Raw genomic sequence first — 25,182 nt, forward strand, 5'->3', positions numbered from 1 at the left:
TTCACGCCCTTAACTTACCCTCTTTCTCAAGTCTTTTAATTATACTATATTTTTCTAATTCATCTCCAAAAATGTTTGCAGGAGATCTAGGAGCATTTTTAATTTCTGCTTCTGTTTCTTTAATTACTTGGAATATTTCGTCAGTTTGATTTTCTGGTTTCCAGAATTCCTCTTTTGGTGGCCACCATACTAACCAGAACACGTCATAAGGCTTTATGCAGTCCTTTACTTTAGCTTCATGTTCAAGAACTTGTCCAGAATGATAATTAACTAATCGCAGTTCTTTTTTCTTATCCCAGACTAACACATTTACTGTAAGGCTCCTTAGAATCTCTACTGCTTCTTTTACACTAATATTAGCAGGTAATATAGCTGGTAACCACACAGTACCTTCTTCTGGAACAAAAATTATAGGTAAAGCTTCTTCGCTCATATTTTATCCCTCTGTATATTTCTTTATTCTATTAAAGAAATCTGGATCTTTTTCTTTATATAGCAATCCATACCCTCCGTTTGTGGGATCTAATCCAGCTTCTCCTTCTTCAGTCAGTCCCATATCCCAAATAACTTCTTGGAGAAGTCTTTTAGGATCTTGATATGCTTCTTCTGTGAACTGTATTAATCCTTCCAATACTCTTTGAGTATATGTCCTACGTCCAGCATATCTCTCTGGTTCTTGTTCAAAAATCCATAAGCATGCTGGACTATCGAAAGTGTAAATTTTTCCTTTATACTCCTTCAAGTAAATTCTCAAATACTTACCATTGGTTGGTGCTTGAATAGGAACCATACATATGTTACATAGATGTACTGCAGTCAGTGGTAATGGATTCTCTCCATTAATTATCTTGTTAGCATAGAAATCCCAAACTCTACCAAAAAATTTTTCCCATTGGGGATATTTCTCGTTAAGCCATTTTCTTTCATCTGGAGAAGGTCCTCTAAAGCTAATGTTTAACGTCCTTCTCCATGTATATAAACCTATATCGAAGTCATGATGCCAATAGTCTAACTCAAGTTCGAACCATTTCCAATACCATGGCAGATTTACTCCGTAATCTTCTAGTAATCGTTTGAACTGAGCTCCTACCCATTCCATCATAAATTCCTTGTATGACATTATTCTTGCATCAAGCGGTGTTAAGTAATCCATGGAAACGCCTGTAAGAGCGCCTATAAGCCTTATAGATTCCCAAAAACCTTTAGCTACAAGATATTCACCCGCCTCTCTATAACCCTTACCTTTTTCGCCCAATTTTGCAGCATATTCTACTGTTTTTCTATATTGCTGCATCAAATTTGATGAAATAGTTTGAAGATTATTCTTAACTTCGTTCCTAGTTTTGCCTAATCCTTCTTGTTCCATATATCATCATTAAGGTTGTCTATATGTTATATACTTTTAAGTATTGTTCAAACTTGTTTGAGTAGTATGATCTACTAAAATATTCCATTATTACTTATACCATTAAATAAATTAAAAATGGCTTATACTGATATCTCATTATTATAAAAAATTTAAATATTAATACAATTAATCTTATGATATACGAATTTTAGTTAAGGTTAAAAATTAGTTTTGACTTGCAGATTAGTTTTAGACTTAAAATAAGCTATTGAATCTAATCCTATCTTCTCATCCTGTTCGCTTGTGCCTCCGCTGATTCCTATTCCTCCTATTACGTTACCATTTATTATGATAGGAAAACCACCTGGCAATATTGTAAATCTGCCCAAATTAGTAAATTGTAGACCGTAGTTAACTTTTCCTGGATATGTGGTTTCTCCTATAGTTCTTGTAGGCATTTTAACTGCCACTGCTGTATAGGCTTTCGATATTGAAATTTCTGTGCTTATAAGAAATGCATCATTCATTTTATGAAATAAAATAAGATCTCCGTTTTCATCACAGATAGATATACAGACCTTAATACCCATGTTATTTGCAGATTTTTCTGCACCTTCTGCAAGTATCTTAGCATCTTCTAGATCTAATCTTAAAGTATTCCTCATAAATAATAATACGTACTACTGATTTTAAATATTTCTATATTTCATTGAAGAGAAATATATAAATATTTTAGATTAAAAAAATTATGCCTTTTTAACTAAATCATCACTTAATTTTGTAATATCAGAAAATATTTTTAGAACTGGATGTCCTATCTGTGCATGCCTAGATTCGTCTGTTTGAATACTTTGCGTTGTAGTAGAGAATACGAAGTCATTTGTTTTATTAGCCATGGCAGCTAAAGCTACAAATTGCAAATTAGTAAATCCAGTTTCGAAAGCGAAAGTTGTCATTAACGCAAATTCTATTGCAGAAGTCCCAGTAATAGTATCATCGAAGAATGACCTAGCAGCTATCGGTAACCATCCATCAACATAAAACATTTTATGAGAAAATGCAAACTTAGGATCTACGGCTATATTATCATGTGATAATAGAATCTGAAGCTGAGTATGTCTTATTTCATCCATTGACCCGAACGTAGATAGATTTCTCCACTCACCACTTTTTCCGAATCTAGCCATCCTAGCTTCTGCTATAGATGCTGTATATTCTGGTATTGGTACTGCAGTTATATGAAAACAGAATGTCCCTTGATGATATGTTGGATCCAATTTTTTCAATAATTCCGATCTTAATCCGGCTTCTCTTACGGCGAAAAACCTTTGGTCTTTCTCTTTTTGATTCTTAACATATTCCCTATATGTTACCTTATATGGAGCATCATATAGTTCTTCCCAAACATCCATAGGTAAATTAGGTATTCCGCTCATATCTACTGGAAATAGTTCCTCTTCTGAGACATATTTAGGAGTCCATTCTAATTTAGTAGCAAGGTTATAATATTCGTCTCTTGACGGTAATTTAGGTTCTGAAGGAGTTGGTTTCATTTGCATTATATTTGAAGATACTTAATATAAACATTATTAGAACATGTTCTATACTTATTATATACGTTGTCAATACTTTAGTTATACTTAAATTACAAATATGTTAATTAATATTCCATAATTTACAGAGCATTGTTTAACTATTAAAAAGAAGCATATAAAAAATTTAACTTAATAATTTTTGTAAATCAAAACTTTCATCAACCAATGAGTTCTTCCTATTGCTTACATCAACTTTTTTCTCTATTATTTTGTTTAATGCTGCTATTTCTTTGACTTTCCTATTTATACTTAGATATCCTTTTACTATTCCTCCCTTTACATATATTACACTAAACGATGGTTTTTCGAAACTTCCACGTATTAGGTACTCATCATAATCCATAGTATCTCCTGCTGATTCTATATGTAAATCAAAAATATCCGACCAAACCGTTGATATAAAATTATAAGTTTCTTCCTTACCTAGCATGTTGTGCGCTACAAGTTTTCCAGTATACTCAGCATTATTCCAGTGTTCAATACGCTTTCTTTTATTCGCTATAGGTTCAAAGATGCTAGCAACATCCCCAGCTGCATATATGCCTAGAGCACTTGTTTCTAATTTTTCATTAACTGTTATCCCGTTATTTACATTTATTTTACTTCTTTCTGCAATTTCTGTATTAGGTATAATCCCAGCCGAAATTAGAACGAAATTAGTCTCAATTTTCTTTCCAGATTCAGTAATTACTCCATCTACTTTATCGCTACCATAAATTTCTTTAACTGATTCGTTAATAAGGAATCTTACTCCTTTATTTTCAAAATATTGTTGTATGAATTTTGAAATCTTTTCATCTACAAACGTGTTCCAAATATATGGCTTAACTTCAATCACTATAGGTCTTAATCCTAGAATAGTTAGACTCGATGCTACTTCCATGCCTATGAATCCTCCTCCTATAATTACAGGGGTCTTTGTTGAAATAACATCGTTTTTTATGGAATCTGCATCATCTAATGTTCTTAGATAATGAACTCCCTTCTTCTCCTCTCCTTGAATATTTAGTTTCCTAGGTCTTCCTCCAGTAGCTATTAGTGCTTTAGTAAATTCTATTTCAGTTCCGTCTGTTAAAATCGCTACCCTATCTCCTATATCTATTTTTAATACCTCTTTGTTTAACAAGATCTCTAAGTTATCTTTCTTATAGAAGTCTGGACTCTCATAAAATAACATTTCTTTATCGATTTTTCCTCTGAGATATTCTTTTGAGAGAGGTGGTCTGTCATAGGGATAATTTCTATCTTTAGAAACTAGTATTATCCTAGAATCTGGTCTGATGCTTAATAATTCCTTTAATGCGTTATAACCTGCTACTCCGCTCCCTATTATTAAATATTTACAAGTTTTTTCCAACTTTCCTCTATATACTAATATACTAGCATTAAAATATAAGTTTTACTTTTGGTATTTAATTTATTAATAATTAAATTTTCTACTTAATGTAGAATTCCGATTAAAACTTTCTGTTAATAAATTAATGATAGTATTTTGCCTACTACGTTCATAATTCATAATTATATTTAATAAGAAATCTTCAAACATGTTAGAAACATATAATTAAGTTCCTAAATAGAGTTAACAGATAATGAGGGTAGCTAGACTAGTAGGATTTATGAGTCCATTAAAAATAGAAGACATACCAGAACCTAAGATAGGTAAGGGAGATGTATTATTAAAAGTTGATACATGCGGAATATGTAGATCAGATTGGCATTTATGGCGAGGAGATCCATCTTTAGTCGCATATATGGAATGGTCAGGAGGAAAATTGCCAATAATTCAAGGACATGAGGTTTTTGGAAAAGTAGTAGAAGTAGGTGATAACGTGGAATCAGTAAAGATAGGAGATAACGTTGTAATGCCAGCTTCTTCTACTGGAGATTTTAGGACATGCCCATATTGTATGAATGGAAATTCTAACGTATGTGAACATCTAGTTATAGCAGGTTTCGGAATAGACGGATGTTTTGCAGAATATATGCTAGTTCCAGCCAGATCTGTCACAGATCTAGTTAAAGTTCCCAAAGGAATTAAACCAGAATGGGCCTCAATTACTGGTTGCGGTTTTGGAACTGCTTGGAACGGATTAGTACTTAAATCTAAAATAAAACCAGGCGATTTAATTCTGGTTATAGGCGCAGGCGGAATGGGATTAAGCGCTATTGCTATAGCTAGCGCAATAGGAGCAAGAACAATAGCTGTAGATATTAATACTGAAACTCTAAAAAAAGCTAGAGAATTGGGCAGTATTGGAGCATATAGATATTCTGGAAAAATCAACGAACTTAATTCTGTTCTAAACGAAATAAGCAAAGTATACGGAGTCGTAGATGTTATTTTTGATGGTAGTGGAAATCCAGACGCAGTAGCCGCGCTATTACCTGCTTTAAGACCTCAAGGAACTCTTATACTTGCTGGTTTAATGATGAAAGGAAAAGAAACAATACCTTTACCAGCAGATCTGATAGTAGCTCGTGAAATAAATATAAAAGGAGCATTAATGTTAGCCGCACAGCATTATGAAGGAATTTTTAAACTCATGTCGGAAGGAAAAATTAACTTAGATCCGATAATATATAAGGTAATAAGTATTGATGAGGTTAATGATGCGTATAATGAAATGAGTGAATATAAGAATTCAGGAAGATTTATTATAAAGAAATTTTAATTTTTTTTAAATAAAAATTATTTTTATACTTTAGCGCCTAATTTTTGCCTAGCTAACTCCTTTAATTCTTCACTTACTCTGGATGGCGGTATTGGGCTACCGTCCCAGAAAGCTTCTGTTACATGACCCCAATAATATAGCCATCTGTTTTCATCTTCTTTAGTATCCCATACTACTGGTTCCCAGTCTGGTACTACATTAGTATATCCCCCATGTAATAATTCTACAGTATTTCCACTAGGTTCTTTAACATATAATGAGTGACTATCAGTTATTCCATGTCTTAAAGGGCCTCCCACTATTTCTATTCCATATTCACTGAAAGTATCTGCAGCTCTCAATAAATCGTCTGCGTAATCTACATTATAAGTAAAGTGATTTAATCTTCCAGGAATACCAGATGGATCTACACTTATAGCTAGATCATGTGCAGTTCCGTTAACTGCCATCCAATATGCTATTGTATGATTACCCTCTTTAAGCATCTCATTTACTTTAAAAGAAAGTCTTTTTAATAGATCTACTGATTTAGCTAATGCTTGATCATTATATGCAAAAATAAAAACATGCGATAGATCTTTTGCTTGCACCCCTATTGTAGGTTTTTTCATTGGTCTAGCTTTAAATCCTGACCTGAGATTACCACTAGATTTAAACGTCTTCATTTCCCAAGTTATTCTACCTACTTGCCCGCTTGGTAAAAGAAATTTATATCCTTTACCAATTCCAAATTCTGAGTCTCCATTGTCCCAGCCTAATCCTAATCCGTATGATTCTATTATTTTTACTGCATCCAATAAATCCTGTTCACTATACGTTCTCCAGTTTATTTCAGCTACACCAGTAGTATCTGATTCGGTTATCTTTAGACTATAAGTATACCAATCTTCCCATCCTCTTAAATATATCGATCTGCCTTTTCTTCCTACTTCATGAAGTCCAATCAGATCTTTAAAAAACCATAAAGTATCGTCAACTTTTGGTGTCAATATCTCTACGCTTGTTAATTGTGAGAGAATTTTATTTACCATTTTTTATCATGTTGTTAATTTGGTTAATATATTTAAAAATATTAATCGAACAAGTTTGAGAGCTTAATATATGAAACATTATATATTATAATAAAAAATTAAGGTTAATAAGAATTTCTAATAGTATATTACCATTGTCTGCAATCCTTAGTTAAAAATACATGTGAAACTTTGTTATAATTAACAATATGGGCTCTTCTAAATTACAGTGCGATTTCATTAAATCTTAAAATAATTATTGAGGTTAACTACTCGATTATACAACATAAAATTTGCATCAAATAAATTATTATCTTTTCAATCTATTACTTGGAAATTCAATAATTCTGTTAAATTTAAACTTTATTATTAAAGACTATGGAACATCTATAACAAATTCTAAAAACTCTATATAATTAGCAGTGGTGTTTCACTAAATTATTTCTTATGAAAGATATAATATTAAGCCTTTCAATAAGAGACTGATATAAAGAAAGTTAATATGATATTCATAAAACAAAACATATTCAGATAATTTGAATCAAACATGGCGTGTAGAACTTCAAGAAATTGAAGATTTTTGAATTTTTATCACGTCGTAAAAAAGACGTGCATAGAGTACACTCAACAAATAGGAAATTTAGAGAAGCCTAACGAAAGAATCAAAGGATAAAGGCTTCCTACCTGGAGAAACAAAATTAAAGAACAAGTGATTCACGAGATTCCACGCAGAATCTAGGACGGTGTAATAAAGAAAAAGAAAGACCTTGTTCCCCCAACTTCCTAACATACCTTATCCTAGCCTTCCTGACCTTGAAGCCCTCCTCAACCACCTTAACCTATAAAGTTCAGCAAGTTCATAAGGATCACCAAGAAAATTCGAAACAAAAGTAAAATGCCTAGGTTTCTCCTTAACGTAAACAACATCATAATAATAAAGACCGTCAATCTCAACCATCCTATAAGCAACGTAAATCCTATCTTCAACCTTGAAGATCTTCTCAACAAGAGGAAGAGTAGAGAGTTCCTTAAAAGCCTTCAAGCTTGACTTACCCCTTATTATTGTCTTGACCGGCATTTCCTTCAACATGTTCAAACTCAAGAATCCCGCGTCTGCAAGCATGTAATCTATGGGAATGTGTTGTGAGACCTCTCTCACGCTTTGGAGTAGGAATTCTGATGGACTTTCGCTACTCAAGTCTGCGATCTCCACGAGGAGGGTTAACCTCAAGGGTATACGAGGTCTAGTGATCTTGCTTTTATTTCCTTCCTCTTCCAGTTATACAGTTAAGGTCATTTACCTTTTCTTGTTCGTTTTCTCCTATAGTTATTCCTGATTCGTCTGCAGCCAGTACGCTTGGCTTTCCTTTCACTTTTTCGTATAGTGGGTAGAACCTGAAGCTTCTCTTGTCTTGTAGTGCTTTTTGTCCTTGTCTTATTAAGTATAAGTATTCTTTTCCTCTGTTCCCTGTCATTGGTGGGGCTGTTTTTGCGAGTTTTTGTGGGATTTCTGGGGAGATAACGTTAAGTCCTTCTAATACAGATTGTATTGTGAGGGACTCCAACCCCGTTAAGGATAACGAGGATGTCATAATGGGGAAATGGAGTCCCTCGTTTTAACCTTTTCTTGTTCTTCTCATTCTTCTACCTTTCTTCTTCTTTTGATAATACTAAACACATAGTATTATCTTGAATATACAAACTCATTTTCATCTTCTTTTGTCGATTAATCTTAAATTTTTTGATAATTATGTTGAAATATGCCGACTTTTTCTATCTCTCTTGATATTTTTCTCTTCCATAGAAATTGTATCGTTCTTAGTAAAATTGATGAAACTTCACTGCTAAAGATATGATTTGATTTCGTACTTTTATATATATAATTGACGATATCTTTAAATTCTTTAAAGATTAAAAAAGTTTAATGACTTATACTAAAAATAGGCTAAACGAGGTGATATTTGCTGTTTCACATGAACATTGCTGGACTAGTTTAGTTGGAGATTATGTAGTTAAGACTATTAATTTACAAATTGACACTGAAAAAGATTATATTAGATCTATAATAACATTTAATAAGAAAAATAAGGATCTAATATATGAAATCAAAAAATCAAAAACTTATATTGGTAGCTCACTATTAAATGCTACAGATAACAAAATCTTATTTGATTTTAGAAAAAAATACTCAAATAGTGTTATAAATACCGTACTAAATTTGAATGGAGTAATTCTAAACGGATTCAAATATAACGGTAGAGAGTTTTGGAGAGTTCTCATATATGAAGATTATTTACATCAACTTTTTAACGAGTTGCAAAGTCGCGGTAAGGTGGATTATATAGCGCAACGTGAGTTTGATATAGAAGAAGATAATCTCTCAATGCATGAGTTAGATTCATTAACACTGGCATATAAATACGGATATTTGAACTTCCCTAGGAAGATAAAGTCTGATAAAATATCAAAAATTGCTAATCTGAGTAAGTCTACATTTACTTACCATTTAAGATCTGCTGAATATAAAGTAATAAAACAATTGATTAGAGAATTGGATTTCTATAATTTGCCCAATCATATAAAAAATAACAAGGAAGACTAAAAATTACCATCTTGTTATAATTACCTTTTTCTCCGTAAAGAATTCCACACTATCTATTTGACCGTGTAAAATTCCAAAGAACGAATCTTTTCTTCCACCAAATGGGAAAAATGCCATAGGTGCAGCTACTCCTATATTTATACCTATATTTCCTGCGATAACTTCTCTCTTAAACTTTCTAGCATTATAGCCCGACGTAGTAAAGATAGAGGCTGCATTCCCATAATTACTTTTGTTAACCATTTCTATTGCATCATCTAGATTTTTGGCGTATAATATAGAGGCTACTGGACCAAATATTTCTTCTCTCGCTATAGTCATATCAAGGTGAACGTTATCAAATATTGTCGGTCCAATAAAATAACCTTTAGGATATTCGCTCACGATAACATTTCTACCGTCTAGTAAAAGTTTTGCGCCTTCGGCATCTCCCTTTTCTATATATCCCGTGATTCTCTTTTTTGCGTCTTTAGTTACTACAGGACCCATATCTACTGTATCATCAAGACCGTATCCAAGCTTTAATTGTTTAGAAAGATTCACAAACTTTTTCTTGATATTATCATTATCTCCAACTAATAGTAGATTTGCTGCTGCTAAACATCTTTGTCCGGCGTTTCCGAAAAATGATGATACCAACGATGGAACTGTAATATTTGGATCAGCGTCTGGCATTACTACTATAAAATTTTTAGCACCTGCTTGTACTATGGACCTTTTACCATTTTTACTTGAATTCTCATAGACATATTTTCCAACTCTAGTAGATCCTACAAACGTTATACCTTGAATTAGCTTATTTTCCAAAAACTCGTCAACAACATCTTTTGCTCCATGTACGACATTAATGACTCCAGGAGGAAGTTTGATTTCGTTAAAAATCTTCGAAATAAAATCCATTGGTACTGGAGTAATTTCCGAAGGTTTTACTACTACAGTATTTCCCAATACTATTGCATAAGGTATGAACCAAAATGGAACCATGCTTGGGAAATTAAATGGTGTTATAACGCCAAATACTCCTAAAGGCTCTCTAGAAACCATTTCGTCAACGTCTTGGGAAACTTGATCTATATTTTCACCTTTTGCTAACGTATATGCAACTGCAATAGCTGATTCTACGTTTTCTATAGTTCTTCTCATATCTCCTCTGGATTCTTGGATAGTTTTACCGTGATTCTGTGTGATTATTCTTGCAATACTTTCCGAATATTCTTCTAGTTTATTTTTTAACTCAAATAGATACTGTATTCTGTTAGTTACTGGTAAATCCTTCCACTTTTCATATGCTTCTTGAGCTGCTTCTATAGCATTACTAACTTCTCGTCTAGTAGAAAATGGTACTTCTGCTATCTTCTCATCTTTTGCTGGATTATATATTGGAGAAAACGTTTCTGTTTCAGAATTAATATATTCTCCATTAACAAAAAGCTTAAGCTTTCCATAGTTGCTTTGAACCTCGTCTAGAATTGTCATGTGCAATCATAGTACTTTAATCATATTGATTTATATTCTATACTTGCAACATGTTCGAAACTTTACTACATATTCTTATATTTTTTTATACATATATTTCTTATAACGTCATATAAAATTTCTAATTATAACTTTACGTTGTTAAATGTTACTTAAATATACATACAATTAGTATATAAAATCATTATTCTTATTTTCCTTAGCTTTATTAATCCAATGTTCAACTGGCAGGAGTAATCTATCCTCTGTTATGCTTCTAATATCTACGAGACTAGGCGTATTTTTAAAAGATTCTGTCAAAACTGGTGCTATATCTGCGTTTTTTTCTATTATATAACTTTTTAATCCAAATCCTTCGCTTATTTTAGAATAATCTATAGGAGAGAAATCCGTATCGAAGTATTTTGAGTTATGATATAACATCATTTCGGCTCTTATCCATCCATATGAAGAATTATTAAACAATATTATTGTTACGTTTATATTATATCTTTTTATAGTTTCCAACTCTCCAACTGAGAAATTAAAGCTCCCATCTCCAGTAAGTACTATAATGTGCTTCCTTGATGCTAAATAAGCTCCTACTGATGCTGGGATCGAATATCCCAAACCTCCCATGCCATAATTGAATATTATGCGCCTACCGCTATATTTCGTCTTATAAAACGCAGCTGTCGAAATCGCACCTATCCCTGGATCTGCTATCAGTATATCATCTTTGATTAGTTTATCCATTTCGTCTATTAATTTTGGAATATTTATATAATTTGAATCTTTCTCTTTAAGTTCTTTAATATGGTTGAGAAACTTTTCCCTCCTTGCATTTACCTCATTTCTCCATGCGGTTCTTTGAATTTTTTTAGTATTTGCAATTATCTTTCTCAAGATGGCTTTTATATCTCCAACTACGTTAATACTTTTATACACATTACCTAAATCTTCAAAGCTTATATCAATATGAACTATTACTTTGTTTTTACTTGGAATAGTCCAATAATTTGTATTAGCAGAGTCCGTGTTGCTTCCTAAAAGAAATATTAAATCAGCATCATTAACTACACTATTGGAAAAACTTGATCCTCCTCTACCACCTACTACACCTATAGACAAAGGATGTAATTCGGAAATGCAGCCTTTCCCAGTTATTGTAGAACCTACTGGTATATCTAATAGTTCTGCTAATTCAGTTACTTCATTCCATGCTTGGGAATATAATACTCCTTGGCCACAAATTATTACTGGTTTTTCTGCCTTCATCAGCATTTCTGAGATTTCTTTAATTTTCTCTTCATCATCAACTATTCTAATTGCAGGATATTTTGAAAATTCATTTTGTGAATATATCTCTGGATCCTTAACATTATCTTCAAGAACATTTGAAGGTATTCTAATATTAACTGGGCCGGGTCTTCCACTAGTAGATATTCTAAATGCCTTCCTAATTATTAGTGGAAGATCAGAGATAGAATACACCGTATATGTGCTTTTAGTAATTTTTTGAAATATACCAGACTGATCAATAGATGTTAACACGTTTTTATACTCAGAACCTAATGGGGTATCTGTTGTTATAATTATTAAAGGAGTAGCAGATTTATATGCTTCTGCAATTCCTGGAAGCATGTATGTAGAACCTACACTAGGTCCCTCTACTATACCTGGCTGAAAAGCGATCTTTGCATATGCATCCGCCATATATACAGAATTTCTTTCATCTCTCACAAGGACATGTCTAATTTTTTCATTATACTTTTCCCATTCCTCATATAACGCAAGCGAAGTTTCTCCAGGTAATCCAAAAACATATTTAACGTTATATCTTTCAAGCATTTCCAAGAGTATATTAGCGCCATTCATTACAATCATATATTTTTGAATAAGAAATTTTTATAGTTAAATTAGTATAGTAATATAGTTGTATTAAAACATATTTAGAACGTATTTCGATGTATTTTCTGAGAATATTATAGATCTAATCTCGTCGAATTAATTATGAAATATTTTACATATAAAATTAAAATTTTCCAAGACTTTATTAACTTTTCAATTGAAAAAGTTTTGATATCCTTTATTATTAGTATAATAGCATCGTGATACATAAAACTTGTTTGATAAACACTTATTTAGAATCACATGAAGAAAATGGTTATGCTACAAAACTCAAATAACGGGTTCACTCTACCTTTAACCAAAAATGATAAATCACAAATAGTATTCCCACCACCTTGGTATTATGGTGTAACATATATATCTGCACATGTTAAGTTTACTAGAGAATCGGCAAATATGGTCTTGCCAGAGTTTCTTACTACTGATGGAGAAGGCTGGGTTTATATTGCAGATTTTATATCAACTTCCGAGAATAACTGGGATTACATGTATCAAGATCCTGATTTAGTGCAATATATGGAAGGGGCCATAGGGCTTAAAGTGAACTTTGAAGGTAAAAATTACCTATATTTTCCTTTCATGTGGGTAGATAAAGACTGGGCATTGGTAAGAGGTTGGTTAGACGGTTATCCAAAGAAAATAGCCAAAATATCAATGACAAAATTACATCCGCTACTTCCTAAATATAATAAAGCTGAAGCTGGACTAAAAATGGGAGGTTATGCCGTAAGAGGAGGTGGAGTGTTATTAAGATTGCAAGTAGAGTTAAAAGAAAAAGCAGATTCCGTGCCTTTAAGAAATTTTGGTCCGTTCCTAAATATCAGAAGATTTGCAAGTAGGGGAGATAATGAAGAAGATCTATATGAAGTAGTCAGTAGAGTCAGAGACGAAAGTATTTCTGGCGAAATATGGAAAGGAAAAGCCACAGTAGAACTAGGAGGATATGTTAATGATGAAGTAGATTTACTAAAAGTTGAGAATGTAATGGGGGGATATTACTATACTTTGTATTTTAAAGTTACTAAGACTCAACTATTGACTAAAAATATACAAAATGTAGTAAAAGTAACATAGATCTTTTTATTATCAATTTTCATATATACATCTTCATTTTTCGTTATGTTAACAATAAAACAAGTTTGAAGTCAAGTTTTAATCTAATCACGAGAAATAATGGCTAAATGTTGAAAGAAAATTATGAGGTAGTGTCAGGTAATACCACGTATGTAGACGATATTCATTTTGATAACGAAGTATATCTATATGTTATAAGATCAAATTACGCGAGGGCAAAAATTAAAAGCATAACGCCACCCTCTAGTTCATTATTATTTCTAACTGGAAAAGACTTTTATGCAGAAATGCCAGCTATTACTTTCCCTGGAACTAAAGTAGCAAGAATGCCGGTCTTAGCTAGAGAAAACGTAAATTTCTTTGGCCAACCAGTAGCTGCAGTAGTGACTGAAAACAGATATGATATGGAAGATATAGCTGACGAGGTAAGTATAGATTATGAGCCTGAGACACCCATTACAAACGTTTATGAGTCAATGAAGGATGAAGATATAATACATCCGAGTTTGCGAACTAATATCTCAACAGATAACGAAATTAAAGGAGGAAATATAAACTTAAAGGAAAAGGCAGAAGTTTTTGTAGATAGAGAAATAGCACAAAATAGAATAGTTTCTAACCCCATGGAGCCTAAAGGAATAATAGCATATTATAAAGACGGATCTCTTACACTCTATGCATCAGTTCAAGCTCCTTTCAGAATAAGGAATGATCTTCATGAAGTTCTTGGCATAAGTCCAGAAAATATTACTGTAATTGCTCCTAAAAATGTGGGAGGAGGATTCGGAAATAAAGTCCCCGGACATTCAGAATATGCATTAGCCTCATTGGCTTCAATAAAGTTAGGAAGACCAGTAAAATGGATAGAGACAAGAAAAGAACACTTAACAAATCCTACTCAAGGGAGAGGAGTTTATGGAAAAGTAAGATTATACGCAAATAAACAAGGCATAACGTTAGGAATTGAGGGAGAAATAATAGTCGATCTAGGAGCATATAATTACACAATTAATGCTACCACTCCGTCCTTTATAGCAAGATTATTGACAGGACCTTATAAAATGGAATTTATTTCCGTGAAGGCTAGAGGAGTATTCACTAATTTGCCTCCTACTGGACCGTACAGAGGAGCTGGAAGACCAGAAGCTACATTATTTCATGAAACACTGATGGAGGATCTTGCTAACGAACTAAAAATGGATCCAGTAGAATTGAGAGAAAAAAATCTCATTAATGGAGAATATGTAACTCCCTCAGGATTAAAAATTGATAAAGGAGGTTATAAGGAAGTATTTAATAGAGCAAAGGAAATTTATAGAAAGATACCACAAAAGGGGAAGTCATTGGTAGTATTCGCGGAACAAATTAGCGTACCTCCCGGAGAATCTGCTAGAGTTACTATAGGTAAAGGAAAGATTAAAATCATTGTTCCAAGCGGTCCTCATGGTCAAGCTCATCGTTCTACTTTTGCTAAACTAGCTTCGCAAGTTCTTAACGTTAATGAAGATAACATAGAAGTTATTACAGGAACTACAATCGGTGTAAAAGAGGGAGTTGGTAGTTTTGGTAGTAGAACTGCAGCTATTGCAGGCTCGGCAGTAGTGGAAGCTAGTAAAAAGATATTAGAAGATCTAAAATCTAGGGGTCTCACGATCGAAGAAGCAATAAAATCTAACGAAGAGTTCTCGTATGAAGTATTTTACAAAGCAGACGTAATATTTTCTCCAGGCGCACATATAGCGGTCGTAGACATTGACGAATATTATCGTCCTAAAGTTGTGGAATATTACGCTTTCGATGACGTTGGTAAGGCTATTATTAAAGAAGAGGTCGAAGGTCAAGTTATAGGTGGCGTTTTGCAAGGCGTATCTCAAGTTTTATGGGAGGAAGCTAAATACGACGAAAATGGAATTCCTTTAATATCTTCAATAGGAGATGAAGGAGTTCCAACTGCAAAGGAGGCTTCGTATAAGGTTATTACTAATATCGTAGAATTTCCTTCATCACTTCCTGACGGCGCCAGAGGAGTAGGTGAAGCTGGAACTACTGGATCCGTGGCAGCAGTGACCATAGCTCTAGAAAGACTTTTAGGCAAAAAAATTACTAGAACTCCCATAAGTCTAGATTTTGCTTTAGAATCTAACAAATAATAGATTTTATTCCAATCTCAACGCTTTAACAATATTCTAGCTGCTTATTTAAGGAAAACAACTAAATTTCTATAATATCACTTTGATTTAAACTCTTTCATTATGCATGTTTCTCTTCCATCTAATAATATTGCCAATTCCTTTATTACCTCAAGCCCTATTAGATTCTTGCCATCAAAGTCCCTAGATGTTAAGACATAAGTCTCTATTTTCTTATCACCAACATTCAGGATTGCTTTAGCAGTCCTCATTATTAAATATCCATTCAAAGTCTTAAACCTAAACCATAACGATTCTGGAATTTCTCCAATACTAAATTTAGCATACGTTGAAGTATCAAGCAATATGCTCCCATCAAAAACCAGTATCTATTCTTAAACTCACTTCTGACGAGTCTCCCCTTAGGTTTACTAACTTGACATTAATATATGGTTTTTCACCCTCAAAGCACTCTACTGTAACATACTTCCTGTTAGCCATTCTCCCTCACGTGGAAGATCTTTATCAATTTTGACAACTATTGCTTGTTTAACTTCTAAACCTCTCAATGCTTTAGACACGTCTTCTAAAGAATCGTAAGCCCCTAGAAATTTACCTTTTGCAATTGCAATATACTTATCTTTGGGTAATCTATCTTTTAATTCCTCAAATACTTTATTGTTTAACTCTCTTTCCTTCTCTACTTCAAAATCTTCTCCTTTAGTATTGCTTAACCATAAATCTATTGCTTGATTTATAGCCTCAGATAGAGTTAATCCTCTCTTTATGGCTTCAGCTTTAAATTCTCTAAGCTTTTTTTCATCAATCTTTTTTATAACCAAAGTCATCTAATTCACCTATATTATCTATTTCACCAAGGTATTTTAATATTAGTAAACTCTAAAGGCCTTATTCATTACGAGATAAGAAAAATTGAACACTAAGAATTTTCCGGAAATACTAATGAGAAGGCTTCTAATTAAAAATACTAATAGTTTCATAAAATTCTTATTCATTTAGATAGCGTAAAACAGGAAATAATAAGACAAAAACTTACTAAAGTACTAATGATAGTACCGTATATTCTACTAAAATTCTCATCCTGTATTATAATCTTAAAGTTTTTTATAATTTAGATGCACTTAACTTATGGAAGGATATTTAGACTATAAGAAAGACTCTAAAGCGTACATTTACGCTAAATTATACGATAGCTTAGTTGAGGGTAAATTAACTTTAGAAATGCTAGAAAGAGGGCTATTACAAAATGCTTCAGCAAAGGCCTTTCTGAGCGTTAAGTCGGCTATTAGTGCGCTTGTAGTAAAAAACCTTAATGAGATTATCAAGTCTAAAAACGAGAAGGAGAAGTACTGGTATGAGAGCGTTGGATATTCTGCTCCTATCACGGGATTAATAGGAATTTCAAAAGACCTCAAAAAGTTGGGCATTGATGCTGAAAACGCAGTTAGAATAGCTTTATCTCTACACAATGTAGTCAAGATCTTTATAGCGATAGAGGAATAGTAGGGTACTTAGATGGTAATGGAAACCTATACATAGATAAAGATAAATTTAGTTGGTGGACACGAGGATTAAGAAGTAGAAATCCTGCCGAACTATTATGCCCGTATGAAGGAGCCAGAAATAATGAAGATATAATTAGTCTAGGAATGATAATATATGAAAAATATGGAAAAGATTAGCGATATTATTAAGAGTCTTGAAGTTCTGAAGCATGATAATACTCTAAAAGTTCTTTTTTTAACTCAGCTATTACCAGTCAACCTTATACTTTATTACTTGCTAGTAGGTTATACTTATCTTTATTCTAGAAATTTAGTAGACATAGGAATAATTACAGCTACATCAATAAGCGGTATTCCTTCTTTTCTACTGCCTTTCTCTTCTACAATAAATAACTTGGTAAAAAACTTAAAGAGGTACGACATTACGATAATTTCAGCACAGGTTGTTACTCTAATATTTATTATTATCCTAGTGCTGACTAACTCTAGTTTCATTCCTCTTTACGGACTAGTTCAAGGAATCTTCATTTCCTTATCTATACTTAGGGAGCCAGTCAACTTGTACTTATTAAAAAGCGTAAACCTAGATTTTAACAAGCTAAGAAAGATTGAGGGAATCTTAAGTTCTTTACGCCAAGTGAATCAGACTGTTATAGTCATAACAATAATTATGCTGGAGAATATATACGGACTAATAATTTTTGACGTAGGATTCGCAATAGTGTTACTATTCATGTTAATTATCATTTTGCTTAAGCTGAGCTTACACTATCCTAAGGCAGAAAAATCCCTCACTTTCTTATTTATAGATCAGATCAAATCTCTACAGAAGATAAACACTACTGTAAAACTCTTCCTTATGAGTGATTACGTACTCTATCCAATTATTACAGCTGTATCTCCAATAATTTTCTATTTATTAGGAGTTACAAATATGTACAATATTAGCTACTCTATTTATCTAGTTCTCCTCTCAATATCAATGATTTTAGCAACATATATTTCTAACGTATTGAGCTTTGATACTTTCGGTAACTATGTGTTGTTCTACAGAGTTACAATAGCTATGGTAATCGTTTTACTATCCTTAACAGTCTCTCTCTTTCCTGTATTCATGCTAGGAGTATTTGCAATATTGGTACTGGAAAACTCTTCGTTTATTTATCTGAACTCTTTTCTAGTAACATCTATCGAAAAGGAGAAGATAAGAACTATAATACCTATTATGGAGTTCATCTTCTCATTAGTATATTCAGTAGCAGTAATTGTAATTTCAGAAATAGGTGCTGAGATTGGAGGGTTAAGTGTTCTAAAATATGTAGGGATTATTGGTGTAATAGTTTATGTAACATTGTTTTTTAAGACAAAGAATATTAGAGTAACTTTAAAATAGTCCTTAGTTTTGTGAAATAGAAAATTTGCCATAAATTTGCAGATATAAAGGTACTATATTTACTTTCTTTCCCATATAATCTTTTAAGTAGTTTTTCTTTAATTTCTGATTTGTGACATTGTTCAGTTTTTATCAATATTGATAAACAAATTTTCAATTAGACATTAAATTTAGAATAGCGGTTTACGGGAATTTATCAAGAGTGCTTAACATGAGGGTATCACAAATACAAATAGATCGGATATATTTGAGATAATTATGATTTTTACCAAGATTTGATAAGTAATTTTTCCAATAACATCGTTAGTATTTCCATAATGCTCTTATTCATTTAAATAGTGTAAGATAAGAAATACAAAAACTTTGGAAATATTAGTGAAAATCGCTATAGGAGTTCACTTATTTTTCAAGTCCATCCGTACTCACTATATATTTGTCCTTTCTTAAGACCTAGTTCTATTGCTTGCTTAACATAAGGTACTACATTATAGGGTAATTCTGAGAGCCTAACCCATTCTAATGCTCCCGCCTTGTTTGGCTCCATAATCACTGGTTCTCCCTTCCATTTATTTGCCTTAAAGAAAAAATCTACTCTTTCCTGATTTTCGAATCTATGCATTACATGAACTAGAACTAAGTCCTTTGAGTCTAACAATATTCCAGATTCTTCCTTAGCTTCTCTCATCATAGCATTTGTAGCAGACTCTTTAGCTTCTACGTGTCCTGCTATAACGCTCCAACAACCGTCTCTGTAACCAGTATTCTTCCTAAGTTGTAAGAGTATTTCATCATCTCTTAAAAGAAAGAGATGAACAGAAAGAATTTGAGGATATCTGGCCATAATTTAAGTGAAAGAAAAGAAGTAAAAAAGTTTCATATTCTCAAAATTGAATAACTTTTTACAAATATCTGTAATTAACTTAATACGATCCTATGATTTTCCCAATTATGATCTGTTTTTGTATTATACAAAATATATAATAATGTTCACAAAGAAAAGTTGTTTGTTCTAATTGTCATGAATAATCCTAAAACAGACAGTATAATTCCTATAAGGTAAGTTATAAGTCATTCAAGTGCATCGATAAACGATATAGATGCACTCCCATTATCTAGTAGCTTCACTTTCAGTCATTGATGCATGGATGATTATCAATGATTATGGAAAATAACGATAACGCTAGTATTTACTGAAAGTTCTTAGACTAGAATTTAACGGTAAATCCTTAAGATAAAAGCTATAGACTTTCTGAAAGTACTAGCGAACGACAAATCTTGCCTTTCATTATTGATTATAAGATTCCAAGTAATGATTCTCCAGAATCTATTACTATTACCTGGCCTGTAATAGTAGGTATTTTTAGAATAGTCGCAATAATTTCGGCTATTTCATCAGGCTCAACTATTCTTCCTAATAGAGTTTTCTCTTTGGAGAAATCTTCCTCACTTCTTTTATAAATATTGAGTAGACTATCTCCCATTTTGGTTTTTACTACTCCTGGCGCAATGGCATTAACTCTAACGGGAGAAAGTTCCACTGCCATGGATCTTGTTAAGGATATTATACCTGCTTTTGCTGCACCGTATATTGAAAGACCCCTTGCTGGTATCAAACCTGCTATTGAAGAGATATTAATTATGCTTCCTTCTTTATCCAACTCTTTCCCTATCTCTTGAGAGCAGAATATAACTGATTTTAATGTTACATCTAATTGCTTTTCTATCATCTTATCGTCTGCTTCAATAAAATAGGAATATAATCCTAGACCCGCATTATTTATCAAAATATCTATTTTTCCAAATTTTTTAATCGTATCTTCCTTTAGTTTTCTACAACCTTCTCTGGTAGATACGTCTGCAATAGAGATTTCTCCTTCTCCCCCAGTTTTTTCAATAAGCTCTAATGTTTCCTTAGCTTCCTCCACTCCCTTTTTTGCATTTACCATAACTTTAACGCCTTCTTTAGCTAACCTTATAGCTACACTTCTACCTATCCCTCTTCCAGATCCAGTTACGATAGCTACTTTACCAGATAGATCTAGAATCATATTAAACTCTCATTCAACAACAATATATTCTTTATTGAATTTCTAGTTTTTATTCATTCTTGGAGATGTATTCTAACTTTAGATAATCTCAGTTAAATGTTTAAAAAATAACCTTACTTTATGGAGTTTAGAGATTTCGGAAAAACAGGAGTAAAAGTATCAGTAATAGGTATGGGAACATATTACGATCCTCAATGGATAGTCCTTTCAAGAATTGGGATAACTCCTTCCAAGGAAAGAAGGATACAAGCATTAAGAACCGGATTGGAAGGTGGTATAAATTTTATAGATACTGCTGAGCTTTATAATACTGAAGATTTAGTTGCAGAAGCAATAAAGGATTACGATAGGGAAAAGTTGTTTATAGCGACTAAAGTTTGGCCTTCACATCTAAAATATAATTCACTGATTAAGGCTTCAAAAAATAGCCTAAAGAGACTGAAGACAAAATATATAGATCTTTATCAAATACATTTTCCTTCAAGAACAGTGCCTATAGAGGAATCAATGAGAGCTATGGAGAAACTAGTGGATGATGGCATAATTAGATTTATAGGAGTTAGTAATTTTAACTTGGAACAATTGAAAAAGGCACAGAATTCTCTTAAAAAATACGAAATATCGTCCATTCAAATGCCTTATAGTTTAGTTGATAGAAGAATAGAGAATGACATAATACCATATGCTAAAGAAAACAAAATCGCCGTTATATGTTATTATCCTCTTGGTCATGGAAGGTTAGCAAAACAGTTCCCTTCCGATGCAGTAGATCTAATAAGAAAGAATCACGGCGAAAGAACTTTTGCTCAAATAGCGCTAAATTGGATAATAAGTAAGCATGATAATACTTTTCCAATACCAAGGGCATCAAATCCCGTTCATGTAAAAGAAAATTTAGACGCAGTAGGATGGAGACTTTCTCCAGAGGAGATTGAAAATCTTGAGAAATATTTCTAAGTCTTTTTAGGAACCATAAAGGCTCTATCAAATTCTATAACCTTCTCCCCTTTTTGATTGTATCCTTCAGTTCTAATTTTTATGATACCGTATTGTGGCATGCTTTTTGATTCTCTAACTTCTATTACCTCTGCCTCGGAGTAGAGAGTATCTCCAGGGAAAACCGGATGCACAAATTTAACATTATCTATGCCTAACATGAATCCCATGCTACTTGTGTATTCTATGAGAAGACCTGCAGCTATTGCTAAAGTTAAGAAACCATTAACTACCAATTTTCCTTCAAATGGCTTTTCAGAATAAAATTTCTCCACATAATCTTTATTAAAATGAATTTGATTGTTATTATTTGTTAATAGAGTAAACCATATATTATCGACGTCTGTTATTGTTCTTCCTATTTTACTCTTAAATTTCATACCTACTTTAAAATCGTCAAAAAACGGTCCTGAAGGTGGTGGATCATTTTTCTTTTCTGGATTTGTTTTTTCTATATTTTCTAAGAGTTCTGTCCAAGCTAAAAAGCATTCTAGGCTCATGAAAGCCACCTGGAGAAGAATCTAATTGTCCTATTCCACGCATCTTCAGCAGCGTCTTTATTATAAACTGGACCCCTGTCATTAAAGAAAGCGTGTTGTGTTCCCGGATAAATCTTGAGTTCCAGGTCTTTCTTATATTCTATTATTGCCTTTAATAGATCCGGTAAACCTGAGTCGATGTTTCTATCCTCTCCTGCATAGATACCTAGTATTGGACCCTTTATTTTTGAAATTTTCTCTAAGGGATTGGGATTTGCTCCGTAAAATACTGTAACCGCATCTAATTCTACTTCCGTAGCTAACTCAAAAGCTAATCCTCCGCCCATACAGAATCCTATTGCTCCTATCTTCTTGTTTAATGTATTTTTTAGATTTGAATATACTGAAACTAAATCTTTTATCATCTGTTTCATAGTATTTTCTCTATTCATTACTAAAACGTCTATAATCTTTTTTTGAACGTCTGTAGAACTCTCATATACTTTTTGAATGTATATTTCGTCTCCCCTCTTTTCTGCAGGAATTGACCAGAATTTCGTCATTGTACTTTTAATATTTTCTTCATTCATAAAATCCTGGGAATAAAGATGTGGAGCTACAACATAATAGCCTTCTTTAGCAAATCTATTAACTATATCTTTTATGTTGTCATTTAATCCCCATATTTCATGAATAACTATTATACCTGCTTTGGGATTTTCTGGGCTAGCTACATATTCCTTAATTTCTCTATCTCCCCTTATTGCTACTTCTGAAGAAGTTATCTGTGACATATGAGACTTTTATTCTAATTTTTTTTAAACTTATCTACAATTTGTGAATATAAGTAAATATTTTTTATTTTTATTATTTTAGGAAAATACATATAATAAAAACTTAATAACCTAGAGACGCTTTATATAATATTATGACAGTTATGCAAGTGGATGATAGACATATTCCCCCTTTTATATTGTCAATGCCCATTAGGAAACTCTTTGAAAACCCTTACAGAACTTTAAGTCCTTTTGTGAAAAAAGGAATGACAGTTTTGGATCATGGTTGCGGTCCGGGGTTCTACACTATTCCTTTAGCATATTTAGTAGGTGAAAAAGGTATGGTTTATGCTGTAGATTCTGATAGAAAGTCAATTCAAGCTTTAGAAGATAAGTTAAAAAAGAAGGGTATAAAAAACGTTGAGACTTTTTTATCGAGAGATTTAAGCTTTATTCCTTCTTCATCTATAGATTTTTTACTTTCTAAGGACGTTCTTTGTTGCACTGTACTACATAAGGAATTGGCTAAGGAAATAGAAAGAGTTCTTAAGCCTGGAGGTAGAGCTTTAGTAACGATAAGAAGAGGTAGGGGAAAGGATCCTAGAGGTATTTCAGCAGAAGAATTTTTCTCATTATTTGAGTATATAGAAAAAAGAGGGGTTTCTAGATTTAGTGCATGGGTTGTATTAAACAAGCGTTAGATTTCTATTGTATTTGCTCTAACTTCTTTTCCTCTTATTGCTGAAAGTATTGCTGCAACTGCTAAAATTCCTATAGATACGAGGAAAGCTGCGTGCAAGCCTATAAGGAACTTAGATGCTACTCCTCCAATTAGATTGGAAGTTCCTAAGAATACCTCAAAAGCTACATATCTAGGTACGGCTAATGAGGCTACGGTTATCGTTATTACGTAACTTAGAAGTATTCCAGTATTTCCCAGGGTTCTTAGAATCCCTGAAATTCCTCCGTATAGTTTTTTAGGAGTGTTTGCCATAACTGCACTATTATTAGCTGGGAAAAACAACGATGAGCCTAAACCTCCCACTACGGAAATCAAGATAATGTCAATATAAGGCGTTACTAAGGTGAGTTGAGTCGCATAATACGCAGCTACTATGGCCATTAGACCTATTCCGAGCGTTGCTGGAATCCTAGCCCCTATCTTATCTGAAAGCCTTCCAGCAAAAGGTCCTACCATGCTCGCCAATATATATCCCGGTATTAGCAATAATGACGCATTAAATGGAGTAAGACCTCTTATTCCTTGTAAATACATTATGAGTAAAAAAGCAGTAGCTAAATATCCGGTACTTTGGAAAAATGATGCTAATAAAGACGAGGTTAAAACTCTATTTCTGAATACCTTTAGATCTATTAAAGGAAACTTAGTTTTTCTTTCTATAAGAACAAATGGAACAAGTAATAGAATCCCTATTATTATCATGAGTTCGTTCTTAAGAACCACTCCTTCTCCTGCTATATCAGCGCTTCCATAAGTTATTAGGGATAAAGAAGTTCCAAATAAGACTAATCCTGGAATGTCAACTTTGCTTTTAATTTTATTGACGTCTTTAACTACTCTTAGTCCTACTATTGCTGCAATTATACCAATAGGAACATTTATGTAAAATATGTATCTCCATCCTATGAAAGTAGTTATTATTCCTCCTAAAACTATTCCTAAAATTGCTCCAACGTTCCATCCGATGGACGTGAAACCAAATGCCCTTCCTCTTACGTTAGGAGGGAAATAGTCAGAAACTATGGCACCGCTATTTGCTTGCATCATTGAAGCTCCTACGGCTTGAATTCCTCTTGAGCCTATAAGGAAATAGGCTGTTGGTGAAGCTCCACACAATGCCGATCCTATTGTAAATACTATGAAACCTAGATTGTAAATTTTAGCTCTACCGTAAGAGTCTCCTAATCTACCTAACTGTGTAGTTAACACAGCTATTTCCAGAAGGTAAATCAGAATAATCCATATCATTGTAAATAAATTTGAATGAAGACTCTGTACTATTGTAGGCAAAGCTAATATGACAATTGTAGAATCTACGGCTCCCATTAATACACCCAGAACAACCACAGTTAGAACTAAGGATCTCTTATCCATATCCTTCTATTTTATAAACTCTAACTTAAATGTTTTTAATCAAAAAAATATA

Annotated in this window: 23 protein-coding genes and 2 pseudogenes; 8 read left to right on the forward strand and 17 right to left on the reverse strand. The window is 32.8% G+C overall.

Annotation, left to right across the window (positions count from 1 at the left end; all coding sequences use genetic code 11):
* Position 1: 1 nt before the first annotated feature.
* The 5 genes from DFR85_RS30185 to DFR85_RS30205 form a co-directional block, all read right to left on the reverse strand.
* On the reverse strand, positions 2–433 hold the full coding sequence (locus tag DFR85_RS30185; RefSeq protein WP_110271473.1) for a hypothetical protein: 432 nt from the start codon (positions 431–433) through the stop codon (positions 2–4).
* Positions 434–436: 3 nt separating this feature from the next.
* Entirely contained in the window at positions 437–1,366 is a 930-nt protein-coding gene (locus DFR85_RS30190) for a YHS domain-containing protein (RefSeq protein WP_110271474.1), read from the reverse strand.
* A 200-nt stretch (positions 1,367–1,566) separates the two neighbouring features.
* The gene (locus DFR85_RS30195; RefSeq protein WP_110271475.1) at positions 1,567–2,013 is read right to left on the reverse strand and encodes a GlcG/HbpS family heme-binding protein; all 447 of its coding nucleotides are present in this window, start codon (positions 2,011–2,013) and stop codon (positions 1,567–1,569) included.
* Between the two features lie 81 nt (positions 2,014–2,094).
* A complete protein-coding gene (locus tag DFR85_RS30200) occupies positions 2,095–2,901 on the reverse strand; it encodes a ferritin family protein (RefSeq protein WP_110271476.1) in 807 nt (268 codons plus the stop codon).
* 166 nt (positions 2,902–3,067) lie between these two features.
* Complete coding sequence (locus tag DFR85_RS30205; RefSeq protein ID WP_110271477.1) at positions 3,068–4,300, reverse strand: NAD(P)/FAD-dependent oxidoreductase; 1,233 nt, start codon at positions 4,298–4,300, stop codon at positions 3,068–3,070.
* 232 nt (positions 4,301–4,532) lie between these two features.
* On the opposite strand from DFR85_RS30205, the gene DFR85_RS30210 reads away from it, so the two are divergent.
* Positions 4,533–5,615 carry an alcohol dehydrogenase catalytic domain-containing protein gene (locus tag DFR85_RS30210; protein ID WP_110271478.1) on the forward strand — a complete coding sequence of 361 codons (1,083 nt, stop codon included), beginning with the start codon at positions 4,533–4,535 and terminating at the stop codon, positions 5,613–5,615.
* A gap of 23 nt (positions 5,616–5,638) precedes the next feature.
* Here DFR85_RS30210 and DFR85_RS30215 read toward each other — a convergent pair whose 3' ends face one another.
* Positions 5,639–6,646: a VOC family protein gene (locus tag DFR85_RS30215; RefSeq protein WP_110271479.1), complete on the reverse strand. Its 1,008-nt coding sequence runs from the start codon at positions 6,644–6,646 to the stop codon at positions 5,639–5,641.
* 619 nt (positions 6,647–7,265) lie between these two features.
* Positions 7,266–8,220: pseudogene (locus DFR85_RS30220) on the reverse strand (transposase).
* Between the two features lie 329 nt (positions 8,221–8,549).
* Here DFR85_RS30220 and DFR85_RS30225 point away from each other — a divergent pair.
* Positions 8,550–9,227 (forward strand): helix-turn-helix domain-containing protein, encoded by a 678-nt coding sequence (locus DFR85_RS30225; protein ID WP_110271480.1) that lies wholly within the window; start codon positions 8,550–8,552, stop codon positions 9,225–9,227.
* A 3-nt stretch (positions 9,228–9,230) separates the two neighbouring features.
* On the opposite strand, the gene DFR85_RS30230 is transcribed toward DFR85_RS30225, so the two are convergent.
* A complete protein-coding gene (locus DFR85_RS30230) occupies positions 9,231–10,703 on the reverse strand; it encodes a CoA-acylating methylmalonate-semialdehyde dehydrogenase (RefSeq protein WP_110271481.1) in 1,473 nt (490 codons plus the stop codon).
* A gap of 168 nt (positions 10,704–10,871) precedes the next feature.
* Positions 10,872–12,569, reverse strand: a complete 1,698-nt coding sequence (locus tag DFR85_RS30235) for a thiamine pyrophosphate-binding protein (RefSeq protein ID WP_246252922.1) — start codon at positions 12,567–12,569, stop codon at positions 10,872–10,874.
* Between the two features lie 267 nt (positions 12,570–12,836).
* On the opposite strand from DFR85_RS30235, the gene DFR85_RS30240 reads away from it, so the two are divergent.
* The gene (locus DFR85_RS30240) at positions 12,837–13,667 is read left to right on the forward strand and encodes an acetoacetate decarboxylase family protein (RefSeq protein ID WP_432417914.1); all 831 of its coding nucleotides are present in this window, start codon (positions 12,837–12,839) and stop codon (positions 13,665–13,667) included.
* 107 nt (positions 13,668–13,774) lie between these two features.
* A complete protein-coding gene (locus DFR85_RS30245) occupies positions 13,775–15,817 on the forward strand; it encodes a xanthine dehydrogenase family protein molybdopterin-binding subunit (protein WP_110271482.1) in 2,043 nt (680 codons plus the stop codon).
* 77 nt (positions 15,818–15,894) lie between these two features.
* Here the strand turns inward: DFR85_RS30245 and DFR85_RS30250 are convergent, their stop codons facing one another.
* Genes DFR85_RS30250 through DFR85_RS30255 form a run of 3 tightly spaced genes read right to left on the reverse strand, consistent with a single transcriptional unit; the run spans position 15,895 to position 16,644 of the window.
* Positions 15,895–16,161, reverse strand: coding sequence for a hypothetical protein (locus DFR85_RS30250; RefSeq protein ID WP_110271483.1), 267 nt, complete (start codon positions 16,159–16,161; stop codon positions 15,895–15,897).
* A 10-nt stretch (positions 16,162–16,171) separates the two neighbouring features.
* Entirely contained in the window at positions 16,172–16,297 is a 126-nt protein-coding gene (locus tag DFR85_RS32165) for a hypothetical protein (RefSeq protein WP_281351040.1), read from the reverse strand.
* Entirely contained in the window at positions 16,270–16,644 is a 375-nt protein-coding gene (locus DFR85_RS30255) for a hypothetical protein (RefSeq protein WP_110271484.1), read from the reverse strand. The genes DFR85_RS32165 and DFR85_RS30255 overlap by 28 nt, the downstream gene beginning before the upstream one ends.
* Positions 16,645–16,945: 301 nt before the next feature.
* Here DFR85_RS30255 and DFR85_RS30260 point away from each other — a divergent pair.
* Together DFR85_RS30260 and DFR85_RS30265 are read left to right on the forward strand one after the other, a co-directional pair.
* Positions 16,946–17,284: pseudogene (locus DFR85_RS30260) on the forward strand (PaREP1 family protein); the annotation flags it as partial.
* A gap of 192 nt (positions 17,285–17,476) precedes the next feature.
* Positions 17,477–18,715: a hypothetical protein gene (locus DFR85_RS30265; protein WP_110271486.1), complete on the forward strand. Its 1,239-nt coding sequence runs from the start codon at positions 17,477–17,479 to the stop codon at positions 18,713–18,715.
* 406 nt (positions 18,716–19,121) lie between these two features.
* On the opposite strand, the gene DFR85_RS30270 is transcribed toward DFR85_RS30265, so the two are convergent.
* Both DFR85_RS30270 and DFR85_RS30275 read right to left on the reverse strand, forming a co-directional pair.
* On the reverse strand, positions 19,122–19,556 hold the full coding sequence (locus DFR85_RS30270) for an NUDIX hydrolase (RefSeq protein ID WP_110271487.1): 435 nt from the start codon (positions 19,554–19,556) through the stop codon (positions 19,122–19,124).
* 451 nt (positions 19,557–20,007) lie between these two features.
* On the reverse strand, positions 20,008–20,760 hold the full coding sequence (locus DFR85_RS30275; RefSeq protein ID WP_432417932.1) for an SDR family oxidoreductase: 753 nt from the start codon (positions 20,758–20,760) through the stop codon (positions 20,008–20,010).
* Between the two features lie 123 nt (positions 20,761–20,883).
* On the opposite strand from DFR85_RS30275, the gene DFR85_RS30280 reads away from it, so the two are divergent.
* On the forward strand, positions 20,884–21,720 hold the full coding sequence (locus DFR85_RS30280; protein ID WP_110271489.1) for an aldo/keto reductase: 837 nt from the start codon (positions 20,884–20,886) through the stop codon (positions 21,718–21,720).
* Here the strand turns inward: DFR85_RS30280 and DFR85_RS30285 are convergent.
* Both DFR85_RS30285 and DFR85_RS30290 read right to left on the reverse strand, forming a co-directional pair.
* Positions 21,717–22,259 carry a MaoC family dehydratase gene (locus DFR85_RS30285; RefSeq protein WP_110271490.1) on the reverse strand — a complete coding sequence of 181 codons (543 nt, stop codon included), beginning with the start codon at positions 22,257–22,259 and terminating at the stop codon, positions 21,717–21,719. The genes DFR85_RS30280 and DFR85_RS30285 overlap by 4 nt on opposite strands.
* A complete protein-coding gene (locus DFR85_RS30290) occupies positions 22,256–23,032 on the reverse strand; it encodes a dienelactone hydrolase family protein (protein ID WP_110271491.1) in 777 nt (258 codons plus the stop codon). The genes DFR85_RS30285 and DFR85_RS30290 overlap by 4 nt, the downstream gene beginning before the upstream one ends.
* A 134-nt stretch (positions 23,033–23,166) precedes the next feature.
* Here DFR85_RS30290 and DFR85_RS30295 point away from each other — a divergent pair, with 134 nt between their 5' ends.
* Positions 23,167–23,715 (forward strand): class I SAM-dependent methyltransferase, encoded by a 549-nt coding sequence (locus DFR85_RS30295; RefSeq protein WP_110271492.1) that lies wholly within the window; start codon positions 23,167–23,169, stop codon positions 23,713–23,715.
* On the opposite strand, the gene DFR85_RS30300 is transcribed toward DFR85_RS30295, so the two are convergent.
* The gene (locus DFR85_RS30300; protein WP_110271493.1) at positions 23,712–25,130 is read right to left on the reverse strand and encodes an MFS transporter; all 1,419 of its coding nucleotides are present in this window, start codon (positions 25,128–25,130) and stop codon (positions 23,712–23,714) included. The two genes, DFR85_RS30295 and DFR85_RS30300, sit on opposite strands and share 4 nt — an antisense overlap.
* Positions 25,131–25,182 lie beyond the last annotated feature (52 nt).

Source organism: Acidianus brierleyi, assembly GCF_003201835.2.
Taxonomy (GTDB): domain Archaea; phylum Thermoproteota; class Thermoprotei_A; order Sulfolobales; family Sulfolobaceae; genus Aramenus; species Aramenus brierleyi.